Origin of the sequence: Marinobacter sp. NP-4(2019) (assembly GCF_003994855.1) — a bacterium.
Taxonomy (GTDB): Bacteria; Pseudomonadota; Gammaproteobacteria; order Pseudomonadales; family Oleiphilaceae; genus Marinobacter.
Window position 1 is genome coordinate 2460901 of sequence record NZ_CP034142.1, and the last position, 17942, is coordinate 2478842.

Here is a 17942-nt window from a genome sequence, read left to right on the forward strand (position 1 = left end):
CCGTATGATAAGAAAATCCGCCGCCGAATGCATCGTGCTTCTTGCCCGCTATAAGGATATACAACCACATTCCTTCAGCCCGGCGCCCCTTAATGGTAGATTTATCACACATTTATGAAGGACAATGCTTTTCATGACAGATATTGGCGCGTTACAGCAAGAACTCGCAGGCCAGAGCCCCCGGGCCATTCTGAAGGCGGCGCTGGCGAAGTTTGATAATATTGCCATCTCCTTCAGTGGAGCCGAAGACGTGGCCCTGATTGAAATGGCCCACAAGCTTACGGATAACCTTCAGGTGTTCACCCTCGATACCGCTCGCCTGCCCCCCGAAACCTATGAATTCCTGGAACGGGTGCGCAAGCATTACGGCATCAAGATTGAAGTGATGTTCCCGGATGCCAAGGAAGTAGAAGATCTGGTTACCCGCAAGGGTATGTTCAGCTTCTACGAGGATGGCCATGCGGAGTGCTGCGGCATCCGCAAGGTCAACCCGCTACGCCGCAAGCTGGCGACCGTGGATGCCTGGATTACCGGGCAGCGCAAGGACCAGAGCCCGGACACCCGCAACGATGTCCCCGTGGTGCAGATAGACGAGGCCTTCTCCACCAAAGACCACCAACTGGTAAAATTCAATCCCCTGGCGAACTGGACATCCAAGGAAGTGTGGGACTACATCCGCATGACGGAAGCCCCGTACAACAAACTGCACGACAGAGGCTACGTCAGTATCGGCTGTGAACCCTGCACCCGCCCGGTGCTGCCGGGTCAACACGAACGGGAAGGTCGCTGGTGGTGGGAAGAAGCCACACAGAAAGAGTGTGGCCTGCACGCCGGCAACCTGATCGCCAAGGACAATCAGTAAGTCGGCAGGTCGATATCCTTGAACAGCTCTTCGATTTCCGCCCGGCTGCCCTGATGTGCAACTGCCTCATCCACCCTTTCACGGGTGAGATGGGGCGCGAAGCGCTGGATAAATTCGTACATATAACCACGCAGGAACGTGCCCTTACGAAATCCGATTCGAGTGACACTGGGCCGGAACAACTTGCGCGCATCCAGGGCCACCAGATCGGTATCGACCTTCTCATCAAACGCCATACTGGCAATGATACCTACTCCCAGCCCGAGGCGGACATACGTCTTGATCACATCGGCGTCTGCCGCGGTGAACACCACCTTCGGTGTTAGCCCCTGGGACTGGAACGCCTCGTCCAGCTTGGAACGCCCCGTAAAACCAAAGACATAGGTGACCAGCGGGTACTCTGCCAATTCTGGCAGGGTCAGTTCGGGGAGCTTCGCCAACGGGTGATTCTTCGGAACGATCACGCTGCGGTTCCACTTGTAACAGGGCATCATGATCAGGTCGTTAAACAGCTCCATGGCTTCGGTCGCAATGGCAAAATCCACCGCGCCGTTGGCGGCCATCTCCGAAATCTGCATGGGTGTTCCCTGATGCATGTGCAAGGACACATCGGGATAGGCCTCGATGAAGCCACTGATCACGGGAGGAAGCGCATAGCGCGCCTGGGTATGCGTGGTGGCGATACTCAGGTCGCCCTTGCGTTGGTTGCTGAATTCCTGGGCAATCTTTTTGATGCCCTCTACCCTACGCAGTATTTCACCGGCCTCGCGGATTATGATTTCACCACCCGGGGTGATCCGCGTCAGGTGCTTGCCACTGCGTGCAAACACCTCAAGGCCCAACTCATCCTCTAGCAGACGGATCTGCTTGGAAATACCGGGCTGCGATGTAAAAAGGCTCTGGGCGGTGGCTGATACGTTCAGATCATGGTGCGCAACTTCCCAGATATAGCGCAACTGTTGTAGTTTCATTGACCCTGTTGCTCCCTGAATTCCCGGAAAACTCGGGCTGCGTTAACTCTGCGTTTCAGCCCGCACTGGCAAAACACAGAATACGCATAAAAATGCCATTTTTCATTCTTTTTTAATATACACAGTGACTCCCACTCAGTTTAGACCAAAAATCGAATAACGCCGTACTCCTAATGCCGTTTTTGCAGCTAGTGTCCCGTCTGGTTATTTTGTTGATCAGACGGGACACTACCCTTGACTTCAGTGTGACAAAGCACACAATCCGAAATCGATACTCCGAGTGCATTCAGGGATACGATGCTGCTGACCACCAAATTCCTCAGACCAACTTCTGCCCCCCGCGCCGTCTGGCGGGAGCGGCTGTGCCGTCTGCTGCAACCCGGCTCCCCCAAACGGCTCAATCTGGTTATCGCACCAGCGGGCTTTGGCAAGACAACCCTGGTCAGCCAGTGGTGCACACAACAGGGCACATCAACCGCCTGGCTCTCCCTTGATGAGCACGACGATGAGCCCCGGCGTTTCTGGCAATATATAGCGGGCGCGTTTGAACACAGCGGAATGGCCGGCCTGAAAACCTGCCGCCAGCAACTCAGCCACTGCTCAATCCAGGAGTTGGAAGGTCCCATTACCAGCCTCATTAATGCCCTCGCTGAGGACGGCTCCCAATGGTCTCTGGTACTGGATGATTTCCACCTTATCCGGAATACCGACATCCAGCGTCAGTTTTCCTACTTTGTCGATTATCTGCCGCCAGCCGTCACCCTGACCCTCGCGTCACGCACTGAACCCTCGCTACCCCTGGCACGCTGGCGGGTTCGCCAATGGGTGGGAGACATTCACCCGGGCCTGTTGGCGTTCTCCGAAGAAGAGTGCCGTCGCTTTTTCCGGGAAACCATGGAGATGGAGGTTTCCGAACAGGAGATCCAGAAAATCTGCCGCAAAACCGAAGGCTGGGTGGCTGCAATGCAGTTATCGGCACTTTCCGGCGTCAACCGCTCTACCACCAACTCGACCCTGCCAATCACGGTCGACGTCGACGAGCGTCGTATCAACGACTATGTGCTCAGTGAAGTTCTTGAACAACAACCCGAAGCTATTCGCGACTTCCTTCTCAGTACCGCCTGCTGCCCAAAGCTTTGCGCCCCGCTGTGTGATGCCGTACGGGGCACATCGAACAGCCAGCCCATGCTTGAGCAATTGCTGAAGCAGAACCTGTTCCTGATCCCCCTGGACACAGGCAACCATTGGTTCCGGTATCATGATCTGTTCCGCGATGCACTGCTGCAAAAGGCCTGGGCTTCCAGCCCGAAGACAACAGAACGGTACTGGCAACGGGCGGTGTCATGGCTCCTGGGCCATGACCACGTCCAGGAAGGTATTGCCCAGATTGTCCGCCAGAAGGACTGGGCCTGGCTGGCAACGGTTCTCGCCGAGCACGGCAACAATCTGATTCACGGGGGCTACCATCTCCCGGTCCTGAACTGGCTGGATTCCCTGCCCGCAGAGATCGTGGAGGATAACCCCCAACTTCAGATGCTGCGGATCTGGTCCCTGTTCTTTGCCAACCGGGTAGACACACTGGACCCGTTACTCTCAAATCTGGAAGACGTTCTGGATAAACAGGTCGCGGACTCCCATCCCGACGCAGAAGGCGCCCTGGGCCTGCAAAGCGAGATCTCCCTGATCCGTTCCTACCTTGCCCGCACCAGGAGCGATGACAAGAGCGCGAGCGACCTGACACGTCAGGTGCTCAGAGATATCGACCATACCCGCATCCCGCTCAAATCCGTCACCTACTATGGCATTGGCCTGGACTATTACGGCAAGGGGGACCTGCCGTCGGCCAGGGAAGCCCTGCGTTCCGCCGTACATTACGGCGAACTGGAGCGCAAACCCAATACCGTACTATCCAGTGGCGGCCTACTGGCGTGGATTCAGTACAATCGCGGCGATATCGATGACGCGCTGGAAACGTGCACCTCGGTGCGGCGCTGGGTGGACCAGCACTATACCGATCCGGCACAACCCAGACTGATTTCCTGCTGGCAGAACAGTGCGCTGACGGAGATCTACCGGGAACGTAATGAGCCCGAACTGGCAACCTCCCACCTGGCGCCATTGCTGGAACATGTGGCCAATGGTACCGAGCCTGGCCAACATGTCATTATTCAGTACGTGCGGGGCCATCTGGCCTTTAGCGAGGGCCGTTTTGAAGAGGCCATCGAAGCCCTGGAGGACGCTGCCACCGTGGCCCGGCGAAGGCGCGACCATATCCTCTTCGAGCCTCCTGCCTGTTCCGCATTGCTGGCCCGATGTTACCTGGCAGCCGGGCGCCTCCAACAGGCAGAGCAATGGGCTCAATCCGTCACCGATGAGCACTTTTCCAACCCCCTGAACCGTGAACAGAACCAGATCAGTACCGCCAGGGTGATGGTGGCGACCGGCCGTCCGCTCGAAGCCCTGGCGATACTCACACCGCTGCGGCTGAGTGCTGAAAGAGACCAGCATTTCCGCCACCTGGTTGAAATACTCACGGTTTACTCGGAAGCCCTGTACGCCGAAGGAAAAATTCCGGAAGCCGATCAGATGCTGGCCCGGGCAGCTCAGAAAGCAGCAGACGCAGGGTTCATGAGACTGTTTGCAGAAGAGAGCCCGCGGGTACGCCAGCGATTGATGGCACTACCAGCCTTGCGCGCGCCTTCACGGTGGAATAGCAGTCTGCTGGCGATGCTCCGCGCTGTCGGCGATGGTTCGGGGGGCGCGCTGCCAACCGAGGTCAGAGCCAACTATAACAGACGGGACGCCGACACCAGCGAAGCCCTGACAGAGCCACTGAGTCAGCGGGAGCAGGAGGTGCTGGTTCTGATTAATGAAGGGCTGGCAAACAAGGATATTGCCAGCCGGATGAACGTTGCGCCGGCCACCGTCAAGGCGCATATACGCAACCTTTACGGAAAGATGGGCGTCAGCCGTCGTACTGAAGCCCTGGCAAAAGCACGGGAACTGGCGTTGCTGGAATGAACCTGACCCGGAAGGCCTGAATTTTTGTGACGCAAGTCACACTTATCGCACACTTTTACGCCCCACTACGCCCTTTGGACGATCCGTCCGCCCCCCCACTCCCCTATGATTATTTCCGAGGTGAGGTCAGTCCTCATCAGGCATTCTGAAACTTCAGGCCTTCAGAATCCTTGTTCCGCGTTTCGACGCCCGGGTTCAACAGAACCCCTTTTGACAAGAGCCATGCCCGATCGGGGTGGCTCTTTTTTTATGGTCTACTGCTCGATGATGCGTCGAAACGGCGGCAAGGCGTCCAGCAATAACTGTCCATAGCGACGGGCCACAATGCGCCGATCAAGAATCGTTACTCGCCCGGTATCCTGCTCCGTCCTAAGCAACCGGCCAACCGCCTGAACCAGCTTGATGGACGCGTCCGGCACGGTAATTTCCATAAAGGGGTTTCCGCCCCTCTGGGAGACCCATTCCGCCAGACTGGCCTCTATCGGGTCATCCGGCACCGAGAACGGTAAGCGCGTGATAACCACATGACCCAGGTATTTGCCCGGCAGGTCAATGCCCTCGGCAAAGCTGGCCACGCCGAAAAGTACGCTGGGCCTCCCCTCGTCCACCCGGGTACAGTGCTGGCGCAGCACCTCTCCCTTGGCCATATCGTCCTGGGTAATGATCAGGTCGGGATACTCCGGCGCCAGGGCATCACGCACCAACTGCATCTGACGACGGGCGGTAAACAGTACGAGGGTTGCCTTCTCGCCCACCCAAAGATCCGGCAAACGTTCCACCAGGGCATCGGTGAAGGCATCATCACTCGGCATCGCTGTCATGGCGGGCACTTCCACTGTGGCCATCTCGGCGTAACGGAAGGAACTGGGTACCACCAGGAAACGACTGGCTTCCGGTAACCCCGCCCTTGCCTGGAGCCGGTCAAAACGACCGAGTGCGGTCAACGTCGCACTGGTCAGAACCGCACCGTACGCCCGGGACCATAGCCGCGAATACAGCAGGTTATCGGCCAGTACCGGACTGCTGTACAGGGTAATGTCCTCGGCGTGATCCCAACGCTGGCGAATCGCCCAACGAGCCGGCGGCGGGCTTTTCAGTTTTGGTTTTACGGCGATTTCTTCACTCTGTGAGTCTTCTTCGCCTTCAACGGGTTTGCTGCCCGTGGTTTCACACCAGGCGACCCAGAGACGAAGTTGATCTTCGGCTCGGGCATGAAAGGAGCCAATCACCGGATACCAGGATTCAGCAGTTTCCCGGTCCACCTCATGTTCCTTGCGTTCGTCGAACGCCTTCTGGAGTTCATCCACCAGAACACCCAGCTGTCGCACCAGGCTGGCCGTTGCGACCCGTGCATTGGCGGCCAACCCGGCCAGAGCTTCCGGCAATTCCCCTTCCGGATACCGCCACTGGGCAGTGCGGCGTTCTTCGCTGAACTCCCATCCGGTATTCTGCTCCGCTTCGCTGTAAACCTCCGTCAGGGCCACATCGACCCCACGGGACGCTTCGCTGACGCGATCAATGGTTTTGGCGGCCTGGGTGGCCGGCGCCAGGAACGGCTGCATTTTTCCCAAAGCCTGGGACAGCTGTTTAAGCCACTGGCGGGTCGCGTTCAACGGAACCGATGCGGCAAAGTGGTTCAATGCCTTGTCCGGCAGGTGATGGGCCTCGTCAAAGATAAACAGGGCATTCTCCGGCTCGGGCAGGATAGCGCCGCCGCCAAGGGCCAGATCCGCCAGCACCAGGTCATGGTTCGCTACAACGATATCGGCGTCGTCCAGGTCTTTGCGGGCGTCAAAAAACGCACAGCTGTCGAAGTAACTGCAATGGCGGTTGGTACACTGACGGTGATCGGTGGTGACCTGTCGCCAGATATCGTCGGGAATCTGATCCGGCCAATGGTCCCTGTCACCGTCCCAGGTCCGGGAACCGTAGCTGGCGAGCATATCCTCGAAGAAGGCACGGGTGCCCGGCTCTTCGTTACCGGGACCATCCAACAGGAACAGCGGCATGGTATCGCTGTCGCCATTGCCCTCATCATGAAGCCGGGCTTCCAGACGGGACATACAAAGATAGCGCCCCCGCCCCTTGGCCAGGGTCCAGGTGAAGTCCATCTTGCTGTGTTTCTTGAGATCCGGCAGATCCTTGTGAACGATCTGGTCCTGCAGTGCCACCGTTGCCGTCGAGATCACCAGGGTCTTGCCCAGGGCCCTGGCAACGGGAATGGCAGCAATCAGGTACGCCAGGGTTTTGCCGGTACCGGTTCCCGCCTCCACAACACAGGCCGATGGCGGCGACGTTCGTTGGCCGTCATTATCGGTGATATCGCCCATATAACGGGCGATTTCCGCAATCATCAGGCGCTGGCCATAACGCGCACGAATGTCCTTTCCTGCCAATACATCGCGGTAGGCCTGTTGAATCAGCTGTTTGGTGTCGTCTGTGAGGGCCATCAGCGGGGACTCATCCAGTCGCGAACCACACCGACGCGGAACTGGCGACCATTCTTGCTCAGAACCACGCCGTCTTCGGTGATGCGCTCAACGCGGATGCCCGAGAAGCTGTCGCCAGCTCTCATGTACTGATTGTTAATCATCACCCGTCGGGCAGTCGGTTCTGACGAGTAAATATGACTGTTGAAAATCAAATCGGGAATACTCTTCTGGAATGGCAGGGGTAATTCAACCAGGTGGGGCACACGACCCACCGGCTCCTGCTCAGGCTGAGTTGGCACCGGCTCAGACACCGTCCGGTTGGGTACAATCACGGTCGGACGAAGACGGGGCTCTGCCCCGCCACTCTCGGCGATGGCATCCACCGGCGGCTCGTCAACGGACGACTCCGGTACGATCCCGGCAGTGTCTGTTTCAGGGGGCTGATCGGAAATCGGGGCTTCCTCCGGGGTTTGTCGAGACTCGGTTTTCGATTCTGGTTCCGCGGCTTGTACATGCCGATCAGCGCCGGGCTTTTCCGCTTCATCACCCACCGCGGTTAAACCACCGGGCCAGAAAATCACCGCCAGGACCGCAGCATTGATAATCAACGCAACCGCGACCCAGACGGCCGCCGGCACAGACTTTTTACGAGGCTTATGGATAAGCTGAACCTGCTGACCCAGATCCGGTACCTTACCCTGACGGCGTTCAGTCTCGGATTTCCTCAGAGCATCCAGGATATAGGACATCAGTGATCCCCCTGCGACGCACCGGTCGACACCAGCCTTGGTACCTTTTCATCCAGGTCGTTGGTGATCTGGATGAGTGTCATGGCGCCAGCAATGCCATCCACCACAAGCCCTTTTTTCTGCTGGTACCAGCGTACCTGCTCGCGGGTTTCCATACGCTTGATCTGGTCACTTTGCTCGCGCCCGGTGGACAGCAGATCCGCCAACTCCATCATTCGGGAGCTCAGCCAAAGCTGTTCGGTGCTGGCCTCGCTGCTGTCTTCGCTGTCGTCCATATAGGGCGGCAACTGCCACAGTACGGTAAATTCGCCGAACCAGAATGCTTCCAGGGAATCGAACGAATAGCTCTCGGTACCTTCTGGCGTCGCCACAACAGCCTGTTTTCCATCAAGATGCTGAATAGTCACATAGCGCCGCTGCCCCTCAGCATTGCGGAGCTCCAGGATCGCCGGTCGGTTGAGCAGCTCGAGGCTTCGGCGTGTGCCCTGTCGTGCCAGACAGGCGAGGCCTCTAATCCGGGCGAATATGCAGGCCTCAGGGTTATCGGAAGGGACGTAGTCGGCTCCCCAGAGATCAAAGAGACTACGAAAAGCATTGGCCTGTGACTGACCGTGTGTGTCGAACTCGAACAATCGGGCCGGTTCTGCCACAGGCTCGGGTAACGGTTCCGGAGATTCAGGCTCGGGTACGGGATCAGCGCGCTCAATGGTACCAGTAACAGCGACGCCCTGTTCCCCGGTCAGCGGCGTGGAGGCCTCGGCGCCCACCTGCCAGCGCTCAAACAGCCAGACAGTACCGATAATGGCCACCAGCACCGAGGCCGCCAGGGCAAGGTATCGGGGCTTATCGACACCGCGTCCTGATACCGGTCGCGCGGCTGGGGAACGGCTGCCGTTCACTTCTTTTGCTGCCGTGCGGATATGACTTGCGGTAATCACATGCTCACCCTCGGCATAAGCGCCGAGCAGTGCGCGATCACTGATCAGGTTGATTAGCCGGGGGATACCGTTGCTGACTTTAAACAGCTTCTTGATGGCGCCGCCAGTGAATATATCCGCCCTTAGACCGGCCACCCCCAGTCGATACCTCAGATACCCCGGCAGCTCATCCCTGCTCAGGGCGTCCAGATGATAGCGCGCGGTGACACGCTGGTTGAGCTGACGAAGCTCCGGTCGTGCCAGTAATTCCTGAAGCTCGGGCTGACCCAGCAGGACGATCTGGAGCAGTTTCTTCTCCGCCGTTTCCAGATTGGTTAACAGGCGCAGCTGTTCAAGCACGTCGGCGGACAGGTTCTGGGCTTCGTCAATCATCAGAACCTTGTGTCGCCCGGCCCCATGGGCCTTGAGCAAGTCGGTGTTGATCAGATCCACCAACTGTTTGATGCTGGCCCCGACCGGATGGGGAATCTCAAGCTCGTCGCAAATGGATGACAACAGTTCCCTGGCGGATAGCCGGGGGTTGAGAATCAAAGCAATATCGACATGATCCGGGACGTTCTCAATAAAACAGCGGCTCACGGTAGTCTTACCGGTACCCACCTCACCGGTAATCACAATAAAACCACCCTGCCCCTGAACGCCGTACATCAGGTGTGCAAGCGCCTCTTTATGACGCTCGCTCAGAAACAGATAACGGGGGTCCGGAGCAATCGAAAACGGGGGTTCCCGAAAACCGAAAAAATCGTAGTACATGAGAGTCCAGTCAGGTGCTCAAACGGAGCTTGCGGAAGTCAGTGGAGGCGATTCCCCAGAAGGCTTCCCGGCCATCGCGGTATCATACCGCCCGGCCCCGGGAAATGTCATCTCAGGAGGTACCGGAATCTGCATTGCTTACCAGTTTGAGCTCGGCGTTTGCCCGTTTCTGCTGATGTTTGAGTCGCCGGACACAACGCTCCAGGGTCTTCGAGATACGCGCATGGGAACGGATCATCGAAATCTTTGGCCAGGTGGCCCGCTCCCCCGCCAGGATCATCTCCCGGACATATTCTGGCTCCGGGTTCGCCAGCATACGCCGGAAATGCCGTAACCGGTATGACGGTGCGATGGTGACATCCCCCGAATAACGCTGGGCCATGATGGTATACAGTTGGCCCGACACCTGACGCATGATCTCAGGGCGAACCCGCTTGCGAAGATAATCAAACAGCCCCTGCCCGTGAAACTGGATCTCGGATTTAAGCAGGTGCATCGGAAGGTTTGCGAGGCTCAGCTTTTCATCCCGGCCGCGTCGATTAAGAAACGGCACAACGTGGGGGTTGGTCTGACTGACAATGGTGAAGTTGACGTCATAAAGGTGCATCAGCCGTTCAATCGGCAAGTCGCTGACCACCGATCCATCCACGAATTTCAACCGGGGCATGTACGGCAGCGAGTTTCCGTGTATATCCTTCTTCATCAGGGTCACCGGTGGGTAAATGCCCGGGACCGCAGCACTGGCCATGGCGGCACTCCACACCAGAATATAAGGCGAAGTATAGCCACACAATAACCGCGCCTTCTGATGCGTCTGTACAGGCGATACGCTGACGTTGATGGAACGACCGGTACGTTGAAACGCCTCCTCGAACGTATACTCACCAATATTCGCTCTCAGACAGGCTTTCAACTGATCCTGGTCCATCAGCCCGTCCCCCCGCATCGCACTGATCAGGCCACGCCACTTCCAGGCTTTCAGGTGATGGTGCTCCGGCACCAGCATTTCAGGAATTTCCGCATCGGTGTGAACACCCAGTATTCCGGCAATAATCGCCCCGATACTGGAGCCCGCCACCACCTGCGGCAACAGGCCCTTTTCCCACAATGCCTTGATCACACCAAAATGGAACATACCCAACGTCGCCCCGCCACTGAGCAACAGCGTCGGGCGACCGTAGCTGGTCAGGGTATCCCGGAAAAATTGCAGCTTGTCGGACACAGGAAACCCTGGAACAGGGTGATCACAGAGGAAATCCAGCGCTTCGCAGACCTGGGTGATGTATTCCTCAACCAGATGCTTGGTGCCCACGCGGGACCGACTGTAGAGGGCGGCATTGCCCATGTTGCCCAGATCGTGGTGGAGACCTTCCCGTAACGCTCGTTTCAAACGCTCGAAATCGTTCTGCTGTCGATACTGGCGAAGGTTGCTGAGCCGGTCATAGATCAGCTCATAGTGATAAAGGTCGGAAACAAAATCCTCTTTCCACTCGACATTGCCCTCAAGGAAGTCGAGTTCGAGGGCGGCGGCTTTCCAGACCTCGTAATTGGGTGCCTCCGCCAGCATTTTACGAAACTTGCGAATGCGGTCATCGGTCATTGCAGTCAGAAATCTTCCAGCATCAGATCATCGTCTTCATCTGCAAACGGGTCGGATGTCGTCTTGCCATCATTAATCAGGTATTCCCGACGCTGCAGATACGCGTTCCTGACGAAAGTATAGCCGTCCCCGGACATAAAGCTTTCCGCAGGGATGAGATCGGCCCGTTTATCCACGATCTGCAGCGTCCTGGCGAAATAGACATCCGGCTCCTCGGCAGCATCCCAGGCAGATGGGAGAAGCAGCAGGTCGGTCCCGAACCCGGCAAAATCCCTGGGGTTGGACGGACCCAGGAATGGCAGCATCAGGTAGGGACCGGAATCAACACCCCAATAACCCAGGGTCTGACCAAAATCCTCCGGACGCTCCGGAAGATCGAAGGCAGTCGCGACGTCAATCAATCCTCCCAGCCCAAAAACCGTGTTGTAGGTGAAGCGGCCTGCCGCCACAACAGCGGATTCGCCCTTGAGCTGGAACAGACTGTTTGCGAAATTACGGACTTCGGTCAGGTTATTGAAAAAATTGGTCACGGCTCGGTCGGCAAAGTCCGGCATTGCCCACCGGTACGCCTTGGCTACAGGTCTTAGAAACCAGTTATCGATGGTCTCGTTGAAACCATATACCTTGCGATTCCAGTCTTCATAAGGATCCGTTTCGTTGACCGGACTGGACATCTCGGGGGCTGGTTCCTGCACATTCTGGGCTGCCACCTGCATAGTGCCACCCACGAACCCGACGAGAGCGACCAGCACGACCACCAATGCACGGCATCGTGAAAAATAATCTGTCATTTTTGAGCCTGAGGTTGTTAAATCCGTTTCAGTTCGTCGAAAATACCGGCTCTGTTTTTCTTCTTATTCGCTCTCAGGTTCGGAGGAACCCGATGTCAGTACCGGGAAATCTAGTCAACACCTTGTCCGTTCCCCTTCGCTGGGGAGATATGGATGCTTACGGCCATGCCAACAATACGGTCTATTTCCGATTCTTCGAGGAAGCCCGGATCGTATGGCTGAGATCCCTTGAATTAGGCGGTCCCGAGGCAGCCGATGGGCCGATCATTATAAAGACCAGCGCCACCTTTCTGAAGGAGCTGAATCACCCGGCCACCGTTGTGGTGAAAACATACGCCGACAAGGCCGGCAATACCAGTCTGGATACGTATCATACCCTGACGGATGCCGACACAGGTGAACTGTATGCCGAGGGTTACGCCAAGATTGTCTGGTTCGATCGGGCAGCCCGTTCCTCCACCCGACTGCCGGACAAACTCAGGGCCCTGGCAGCCGAATGAATGTTAGCCGGGGTTATCGGCGGCGTACAACGACGCTGCCGATAGAATAACCGGCCCCGAAGGAGCAGATCACGCCCAGATCACCGGATTTCAGGTCATCCTTGTGTTTATGGAAAGCAATGATGGAACCGGCCGAACTGGTGTTGGCGTACTCGTCAAGAATCACCGGCGCCTCATCGGTATCGGCATCGCGACCCAGGACCTTGCGGGCAATCAACTGGTTCATGTTCAGGTTGGCCTGGTGCAGCCACATGCGACGCAGGTCGTCTGGCGCCAGTGACAGCCCGTTCAGTTGATTCAGGATAGTTTCGGCAACCAACGGCGATACTTCCTTGAATACCTTCCGGCCCTGCTGCACAAACAGCTTGTCCGGCTTGCCAATTCCGGACTCATCTCCCCGGTTCAGGAAACCAAAGTTATTACGGATGTTGTTGGAGAACTTGGTCTTGAGACTGGTGCCGAGAATTTCGAATCCCTGCCCCGAAGCCGTATCTTCCTCACGCTCCACCAGTATGGCGGTGCAGGCATCGCCGAAAATGAAGTGGCTGTCGCGGTCCCGGAAATTCAGGTGGCCGGAGCAGATCTCAGGGCTGACCACCAACACCGCGCGGGCGCTGCCGTTCTCCACGGAATTGACCGCCGCCTGAAGACCAAACGTTGCTGAACTGCAGGCTACGTTCATGTCATAGGCGAACCCATCGATCCCCAGGGCATTCTGGACTTCAATGGAAATGGCCGGGTAAGGACGCTGCATGTTGGAACAGGCAACGATCACCGCATCCACATCCGCCGCGGTCTTCCCGGCTTGCTCCAGGGCCTCCTTGCAGGCAGCCACCGACATATCACACTGCACCGAGGGCTCATCGTTCCCGCGCTCGGGAATGTGCGGTGCCATTCGCTCCGGATCCAGAATGCCGCTCTTGTCGATCACGTGACGACGTTTAATGCCGGATGCCTTTTCAATGAAACTGGAGGAGGAAGGCTGCAGAGCTTCCAGTTCGCCCCGGGCGATTTCGTCGGCATGTTGGCCATTATGAATCTCAACGAAGGCATTGAATGCCTCCACCAGTTCGTCGTTGTCGATGGTTGCAGGCGGTGTATACAGACCGGTTCCGCTGATGACGGCTTTAATCACGCTAACCCCACGTCATGGTAGTGTAAACAAATGAAAGAACATTCCGCTTATGCACCAAATAGTAACACAGTCCTGACAATTTGCTCGCGCCTATGGAGGCCTCAGACACGGGTCTTTTCCCACTGGCGGTCCAGCCGTTTGACAGACACCGGCATGACGGTGCCCAGTTGCTGGGCAAAGAAAGACACCCGAAATTCCTCCAGCATCCACCGATAGAGCACCAGTTCCGGATCCCGGACACCCTGGCGCTGCTGCTCTTCCTGTTTACTGGCGTAGCGTGACCAGAGCGGCTCAATGGTATGGAGAAACTCCCGCTCACGCCCCATTTCCCGGGGCATTTTTTCGAACCGGATGGCCGCCGCCTCGAAGTAGCGTCCAAACTGTTCCAGCCATTCGGTGGGCGTGGCCACCAAAAAGCCCGGGTAGACGAGATGCTGAAGCTGGAACTTCAAGTCGGCCATACTATTGGCCTGTGCCAGGCTGATCTTGCCCTTGAGTTGCTTGGCCACCGCATGGTAGCCCTTCATCGCCTGATGGAGACGTTCATCCGCCTGTTCCAGGGCCGGTATGAAATCCCCGCGCCCGCCGTCGAAAATGACCTCGAACTGTTGCCGGTCACGGGGCAGGACGTCCGACAGAAAGTGCTCCATGGCGGTCGCCACCAGCAGGTCGTCCAGCAAGACCCGGGCTTGCCCGACAGGGGCGAACATGAGCGCTGACGCCTTAAAATGGGGCAGCTTGCGCTCCAGGTCATCCAGCGTGTTTCCGAAACGGTTGAGCAACAGTCTCGCGACCGCCTTTCGAGTGGCGTCCTCCGCCGTCAGCGGGTCCAGGTAGCGAGCCTGCTTTACGGCTTTACCGAGGTCTTCCAACGCCGGATACACGGTCACCTGCATACCGCCTTTTTCAGTCTGGACCGATTCAGGGAGCACCCCGAAGTCCCAGTCGACATACTCCTGCTCCTGCCGGGCATCGTCAGGTGCCTGGGCAGCGGAGGCAAGGGCCGCTTCGGCCTTGCCTTCAAGCTGATCCTGCAGTACCGAAGTCTCCCGTCCTTCGGCCATCACCTTGCCGCCATCCCCCAGCACCCGAACATTCATCCGCAGGTGCCGGGGCAGTTCGTCTTCGGGCCAGGCTTCCGGATCTATCCGCACCCCGGTCATGCGACGTAACTGCTCTCCGAGCTGAATCGCCAGGGGTTGATTGGACGGCTGCATATTCTCAAGGGCGGCATCGACAAAATCCGGCACCGGCACAAAATTCCTGCGCAGGGCCTTGGGAAGCCCCTTGACCAGGGCAATGCATTTTTCCCGCAGTAATCCCGGCACCAGCCATTCCAACCTGCGTGAGGGAATCTGCTTGAGAGCCATCAGAGGAACCTGAAGGGTGACGCCGTCCCGTTCACTGGTGGGCTCGAATTCGTAACTCAGGGGGTACTGTACGCCCTCCCACTCCAGGTAATCCGGGTATAGCGAGTCGGCTTGTTCATCCACTGGCCGCTGCAGAATGTCCTGCTCGGTCAGTTCCATGTTCTTCAGCTCATCGGCGCTGAGACCTTTCCACCAGGTTTCAAAATGGCGACCGCTGACGATGTCCTCCGGCAGACGCTGATCGTAGAACGCGACCAGGGCTTCGTCGTCCACCAGCAGGTCCCGACGCCGGGTTTTCTTCTCCAGGTTCTCAACCGTATCCAGCAACGCCCGGTTACGCTCGATGAACGGGGCCCGGGAACGGTAATCGCCTTCCACCAGCGCCCGCCGGATAAACAGCTCCCGACACTCCTTCGGGTCCACTTTGCTGTAGGGAATGCGCCGGCGGGGCACCACATCCAGGCCATACAGGGTGACCTTCTCGTAGCCCATGACCTGTGCGCGCTTTTGCTCCCAGTGGGGCTCGAAATAATGGTGCTTCACAACATGCCCGGCCAGCGGCTCGATCCATTCCGGCTGGATAGCCGCCACCATGCGGGCAAACACCCGGCTGGTTTCGACGATTTCCGCCGCCACAATCCACTTGGGCGCACTTTTCGATACCTTCGAGCCGGGAAAGATTGTGACCTTGCGGTTGCGGGTGGCCAGGTACTCCCGCTTCTCCACCTTGACCGCGACCTGCCCCAGTAAGCCTGCCAATATGGCTTTGTGCAGCGAATCATAAGAAGCAGGCTCGGTGTTGAACGCCAGTTTCTGTTCACGGCAGATCAGGGTGAGCTGTCGGTGGATATCCCGCCATTCCCGCATGCGCATCCAGGACAGGAAGGTTTTCTGGCAGACTTTCTTGAGCTGATTCTGGGACAATTCCTGCCGCTGTTCCTCGTAGAAATTCCAGAGATTCAGCAGGCTGGCAAAATCCGACTCCTTGTCGTTAAACGGTGCATGGGCCTGATCCGCCGCCTGCTGCTTTTCCTGGGGTCGCTCCCGCGGATCCTGAATACTCAGGCCGGCGATGATCACCAGCGTTTCCGCCAGGCTGCCCTGCTCCGCAGCGGTGACCAGCATCCGCGCCAGTCGTGGGTCCAGTGGCAAGCGTGACATGGTGCGACCAAGGCGGGTGACCCGCCGTTTGTCATCGACTGCGCCCAGTTCTTCCAGCAGTTTGTAGCCGTCATTGATCAACCGGCGGTCCGGCGCTTCGAGGAACGGGAAATGGCGAATTTCCCCGAGTCCGGAAGTGGCCATCTGCAGAATGACCGAGGCCAGGTTGGTCCGGAGAATTTCAGGATCGGTGTATTCCGGGCGATTGATAAAATCCGTCTCGTCATACAGCCGAAAACAAATGCCCGGCGCCACCCGGCCACAGCGCCCTGCCCGCTGATTGGCGCTGGCCTGGGAGATGGCTTCAATTGGCAGGCGCTGGATCTTGGAGCGCACGCTGTAGCGGCTGATGCGTGCCACCCCGGTATCAATAACATAGCGGATACCGGGCACGGTCAGCGACGTTTCCGCCACGTTGGTGGACAACACAATCCGCCGCCCCCGGTGGCCCTGGAATACCCGGTTCTGTTCCTGGTTACTGAGACGGGAGTACAGCGGCAGCACCTCGGTGTGTTTGAGGTCCACATGGCGCAGCACCTTGCTCAGGTTGCGGATTTCGCGCTCACCCGGGAGGAACACCAGGACGTCTCCCGGGGGCTTCTTCTCCTGCCGTTCATGCTGCTCGATTTCCTCCAGGGCGCTGATCACCCCATCGGTCCAGCTCTGGTCACGATCGTCCTCATCTCCGGTCAACGGGCGATACCGCACGTCCACCGGATAGGTACGGCCACTGACCTCGATGACGGGCGCGTCCCCAAAGAAATGGCTGAAGCGCTCCACCTCGATGGTTGCCGAGGTGATGATGACTTTCAGGTCGGGACGCTTGGGCAGCAGCTGGCGCAGATACCCCAGCAGGAAATCGATGTTGAGGCTGCGTTCATGGGCCTCATCGATAATCAGGGTGTCGTAACGATCAAGGAAGCGGTCGTGCTGGATTTCCGCCAGCAGGATGCCATCGGTCATCACCTTGACGCGGGACTGCTCGGAGGTGTTATCGGTAAAACGAACCTGATACCCCACCTGCTGACCGGTCTGTTCCCCCAGTTCCTCGGCAATGCGCGCGGCCACACTGCGTGCAGCAATTCGCCGCGGCTGGGTATGACCAATCAACCCACGGATGCCCCGGCCGCTGTTGAGGCAGATCTTGGGAATCTGGGTGGTTTTACCGGAGCCGGTTTCGCCGGCAATGATCACCACCTGGTGTTTATCAATCGCCTCACAGATGTCGTCCACCCGGTCGGACACCGGCAGGTCCGGCGGAAAAGTCGCGGGTTTGTGCAGCGCCTGGCGTTGTTGCACCCGTGCCAGACCACGATCAAGCCAGCCCGCCATTTTTTCCAGGTCTTTCGGCCCCGGCTTGCCCTTCTTCCGCGCCAGCAGCTTGTGGATACGAGCAGCTTCCTGCTGGTTGCAGGCATCCAGTTGCTCCATGATCGCTTTAACGGCCGCTTTGTTGTCGGGCGTGGAGGCGTTATCCGGTGTGGCAGATGATGATTGCGACGGGGTCCGGGACATGAACAGGATTCACCAGTATCGAAATAGATCAAAGGAAACTGGCGCCAGTCTAACGGGAACGGCCAGCCTGTTAAACGAAAAAACCCCGCAAAAGCGGGGTTTCGTGAACCGTAGAGCCTGCAAGCACAGGCTTTGAGTCAGTAT

Annotated in this window: 11 protein-coding genes; 3 read left to right on the top strand and 8 right to left on the bottom strand. The window is 57.9% G+C overall.

All coding sequences use genetic code 11. The features are described from left to right. Window positions 1–133 precede the first annotated feature (133 nt). Window positions 134–862 (top strand): phosphoadenylyl-sulfate reductase, encoded by a 729-nt coding sequence (locus EHN06_RS11200; protein WP_127332658.1) that lies wholly within the window; start codon window positions 134–136, stop codon window positions 860–862. Here the strand turns inward: EHN06_RS11200 and cysB are convergent. Continuing rightward, window positions 856–1833, bottom strand: a complete 978-nt coding sequence (gene cysB / locus EHN06_RS11205; RefSeq protein ID WP_127332659.1) for an HTH-type transcriptional regulator CysB — start codon at window positions 1831–1833, stop codon at window positions 856–858. The genes EHN06_RS11200 and cysB overlap by 7 nt on opposite strands. Before the next feature lie 297 nt (window positions 1834–2130). On the opposite strand from cysB, the gene EHN06_RS11210 reads away from it, so the two are divergent. Further along, window positions 2131–4854: a LuxR C-terminal-related transcriptional regulator gene (locus tag EHN06_RS11210; RefSeq protein WP_127332660.1), complete on the top strand. Its 2724-nt coding sequence runs from the start codon at window positions 2131–2133 to the stop codon at window positions 4852–4854. Between the two features lie 254 nt (window positions 4855–5108). Here the strand turns inward: EHN06_RS11210 and dinG are convergent, their stop codons facing one another. From dinG to EHN06_RS11235, 5 genes are all read right to left on the bottom strand, one after another. Next, window positions 5109–7304, bottom strand: coding sequence for an ATP-dependent DNA helicase DinG (dinG, locus tag EHN06_RS11215; RefSeq protein ID WP_127332661.1), 2196 nt, complete (start codon window positions 7302–7304; stop codon window positions 5109–5111). Further along, on the bottom strand, window positions 7304–8035 hold the full coding sequence (locus EHN06_RS11220; protein WP_127332662.1) for a general secretion pathway protein GspB: 732 nt from the start codon (window positions 8033–8035) through the stop codon (window positions 7304–7306). Before EHN06_RS11220 ends, dinG begins: the two co-directional genes overlap by 1 nt. Further along, window positions 8035–9726: an AAA family ATPase gene (locus EHN06_RS11225; protein ID WP_127332663.1), complete on the bottom strand. Its 1692-nt coding sequence runs from the start codon at window positions 9724–9726 to the stop codon at window positions 8035–8037. The genes EHN06_RS11220 and EHN06_RS11225 overlap by 1 nt, the downstream gene beginning before the upstream one ends. A 112-nt stretch (window positions 9727–9838) precedes the next feature. After that, complete coding sequence (locus EHN06_RS11230; protein ID WP_127332664.1) at window positions 9839–11326, bottom strand: DUF3336 domain-containing protein; 1488 nt, start codon at window positions 11324–11326, stop codon at window positions 9839–9841. Window positions 11327–11331: 5 nt separating this feature from the next. Further along, entirely contained in the window at window positions 11332–12042 is a 711-nt protein-coding gene (locus EHN06_RS11235; protein WP_416332556.1) for a VacJ family lipoprotein, read from the bottom strand. Between the two features lie 167 nt (window positions 12043–12209). On the opposite strand from EHN06_RS11235, the gene EHN06_RS11240 reads away from it, so the two are divergent. Beyond that, window positions 12210–12617, top strand: coding sequence for an acyl-CoA thioesterase (locus tag EHN06_RS11240; protein WP_127332666.1), 408 nt, complete (start codon window positions 12210–12212; stop codon window positions 12615–12617). Between the two features lie 13 nt (window positions 12618–12630). On the opposite strand, the gene EHN06_RS11245 is transcribed toward EHN06_RS11240, so the two are convergent. Further along, a complete protein-coding gene (locus EHN06_RS11245) occupies window positions 12631–13752 on the bottom strand; it encodes a beta-ketoacyl-ACP synthase III (protein ID WP_127332667.1) in 1122 nt (373 codons plus the stop codon). 101 nt (window positions 13753–13853) lie between these two features. Then, window positions 13854–17798: an ATP-dependent RNA helicase HrpA gene (hrpA, locus tag EHN06_RS11250; protein ID WP_206075655.1), complete on the bottom strand. Its 3945-nt coding sequence runs from the start codon at window positions 17796–17798 to the stop codon at window positions 13854–13856. Between the last annotated feature and the right edge of the window lie 144 nt (window positions 17799–17942).

Excerpts from the sequence above, each read along its gene's own strand:
- cysB (WP_127332659.1), bottom strand. The coding sequence starts at position 1,833 with ATGAAACTACAACAGTTGCGCTATATCTGGGAAGTTGCGCACCATGAT.
- hrpA (WP_206075655.1), bottom strand. The coding sequence starts at position 17,798 with ATGTCCCGGACCCCGTCGCAATCATCATCTGCCACACCGGATAACGCC.
- dinG (WP_127332661.1), bottom strand. The coding sequence starts at position 7,304 with ATGGCCCTCACAGACGACACCAAACAGCTGATTCAACAGGCCTACCGC.
- EHN06_RS11220 (WP_127332662.1), bottom strand. The coding sequence starts at position 8,035 with ATGTCCTATATCCTGGATGCTCTGAGGAAATCCGAGACTGAACGCCGT.
- EHN06_RS11235 (WP_416332556.1), bottom strand. The coding sequence starts at position 12,042 with ATGCAGGTGGCAGCCCAGAATGTGCAGGAACCAGCCCCCGAGATGTCC.
- EHN06_RS11240 (WP_127332666.1), top strand. The coding sequence starts at position 12,210 with ATGTCAGTACCGGGAAATCTAGTCAACACCTTGTCCGTTCCCCTTCGC.
- EHN06_RS11225 (WP_127332663.1), bottom strand. The coding sequence starts at position 9,726 with ATGTACTACGATTTTTTCGGTTTTCGGGAACCCCCGTTTTCGATTGCT.
- EHN06_RS11200 (WP_127332658.1), top strand. The coding sequence starts at position 134 with ATGACAGATATTGGCGCGTTACAGCAAGAACTCGCAGGCCAGAGCCCC.
- EHN06_RS11230 (WP_127332664.1), bottom strand. The coding sequence starts at position 11,326 with ATGACCGATGACCGCATTCGCAAGTTTCGTAAAATGCTGGCGGAGGCA.
- EHN06_RS11210 (WP_127332660.1), top strand. The coding sequence starts at position 2,131 with ATGCTGCTGACCACCAAATTCCTCAGACCAACTTCTGCCCCCCGCGCC.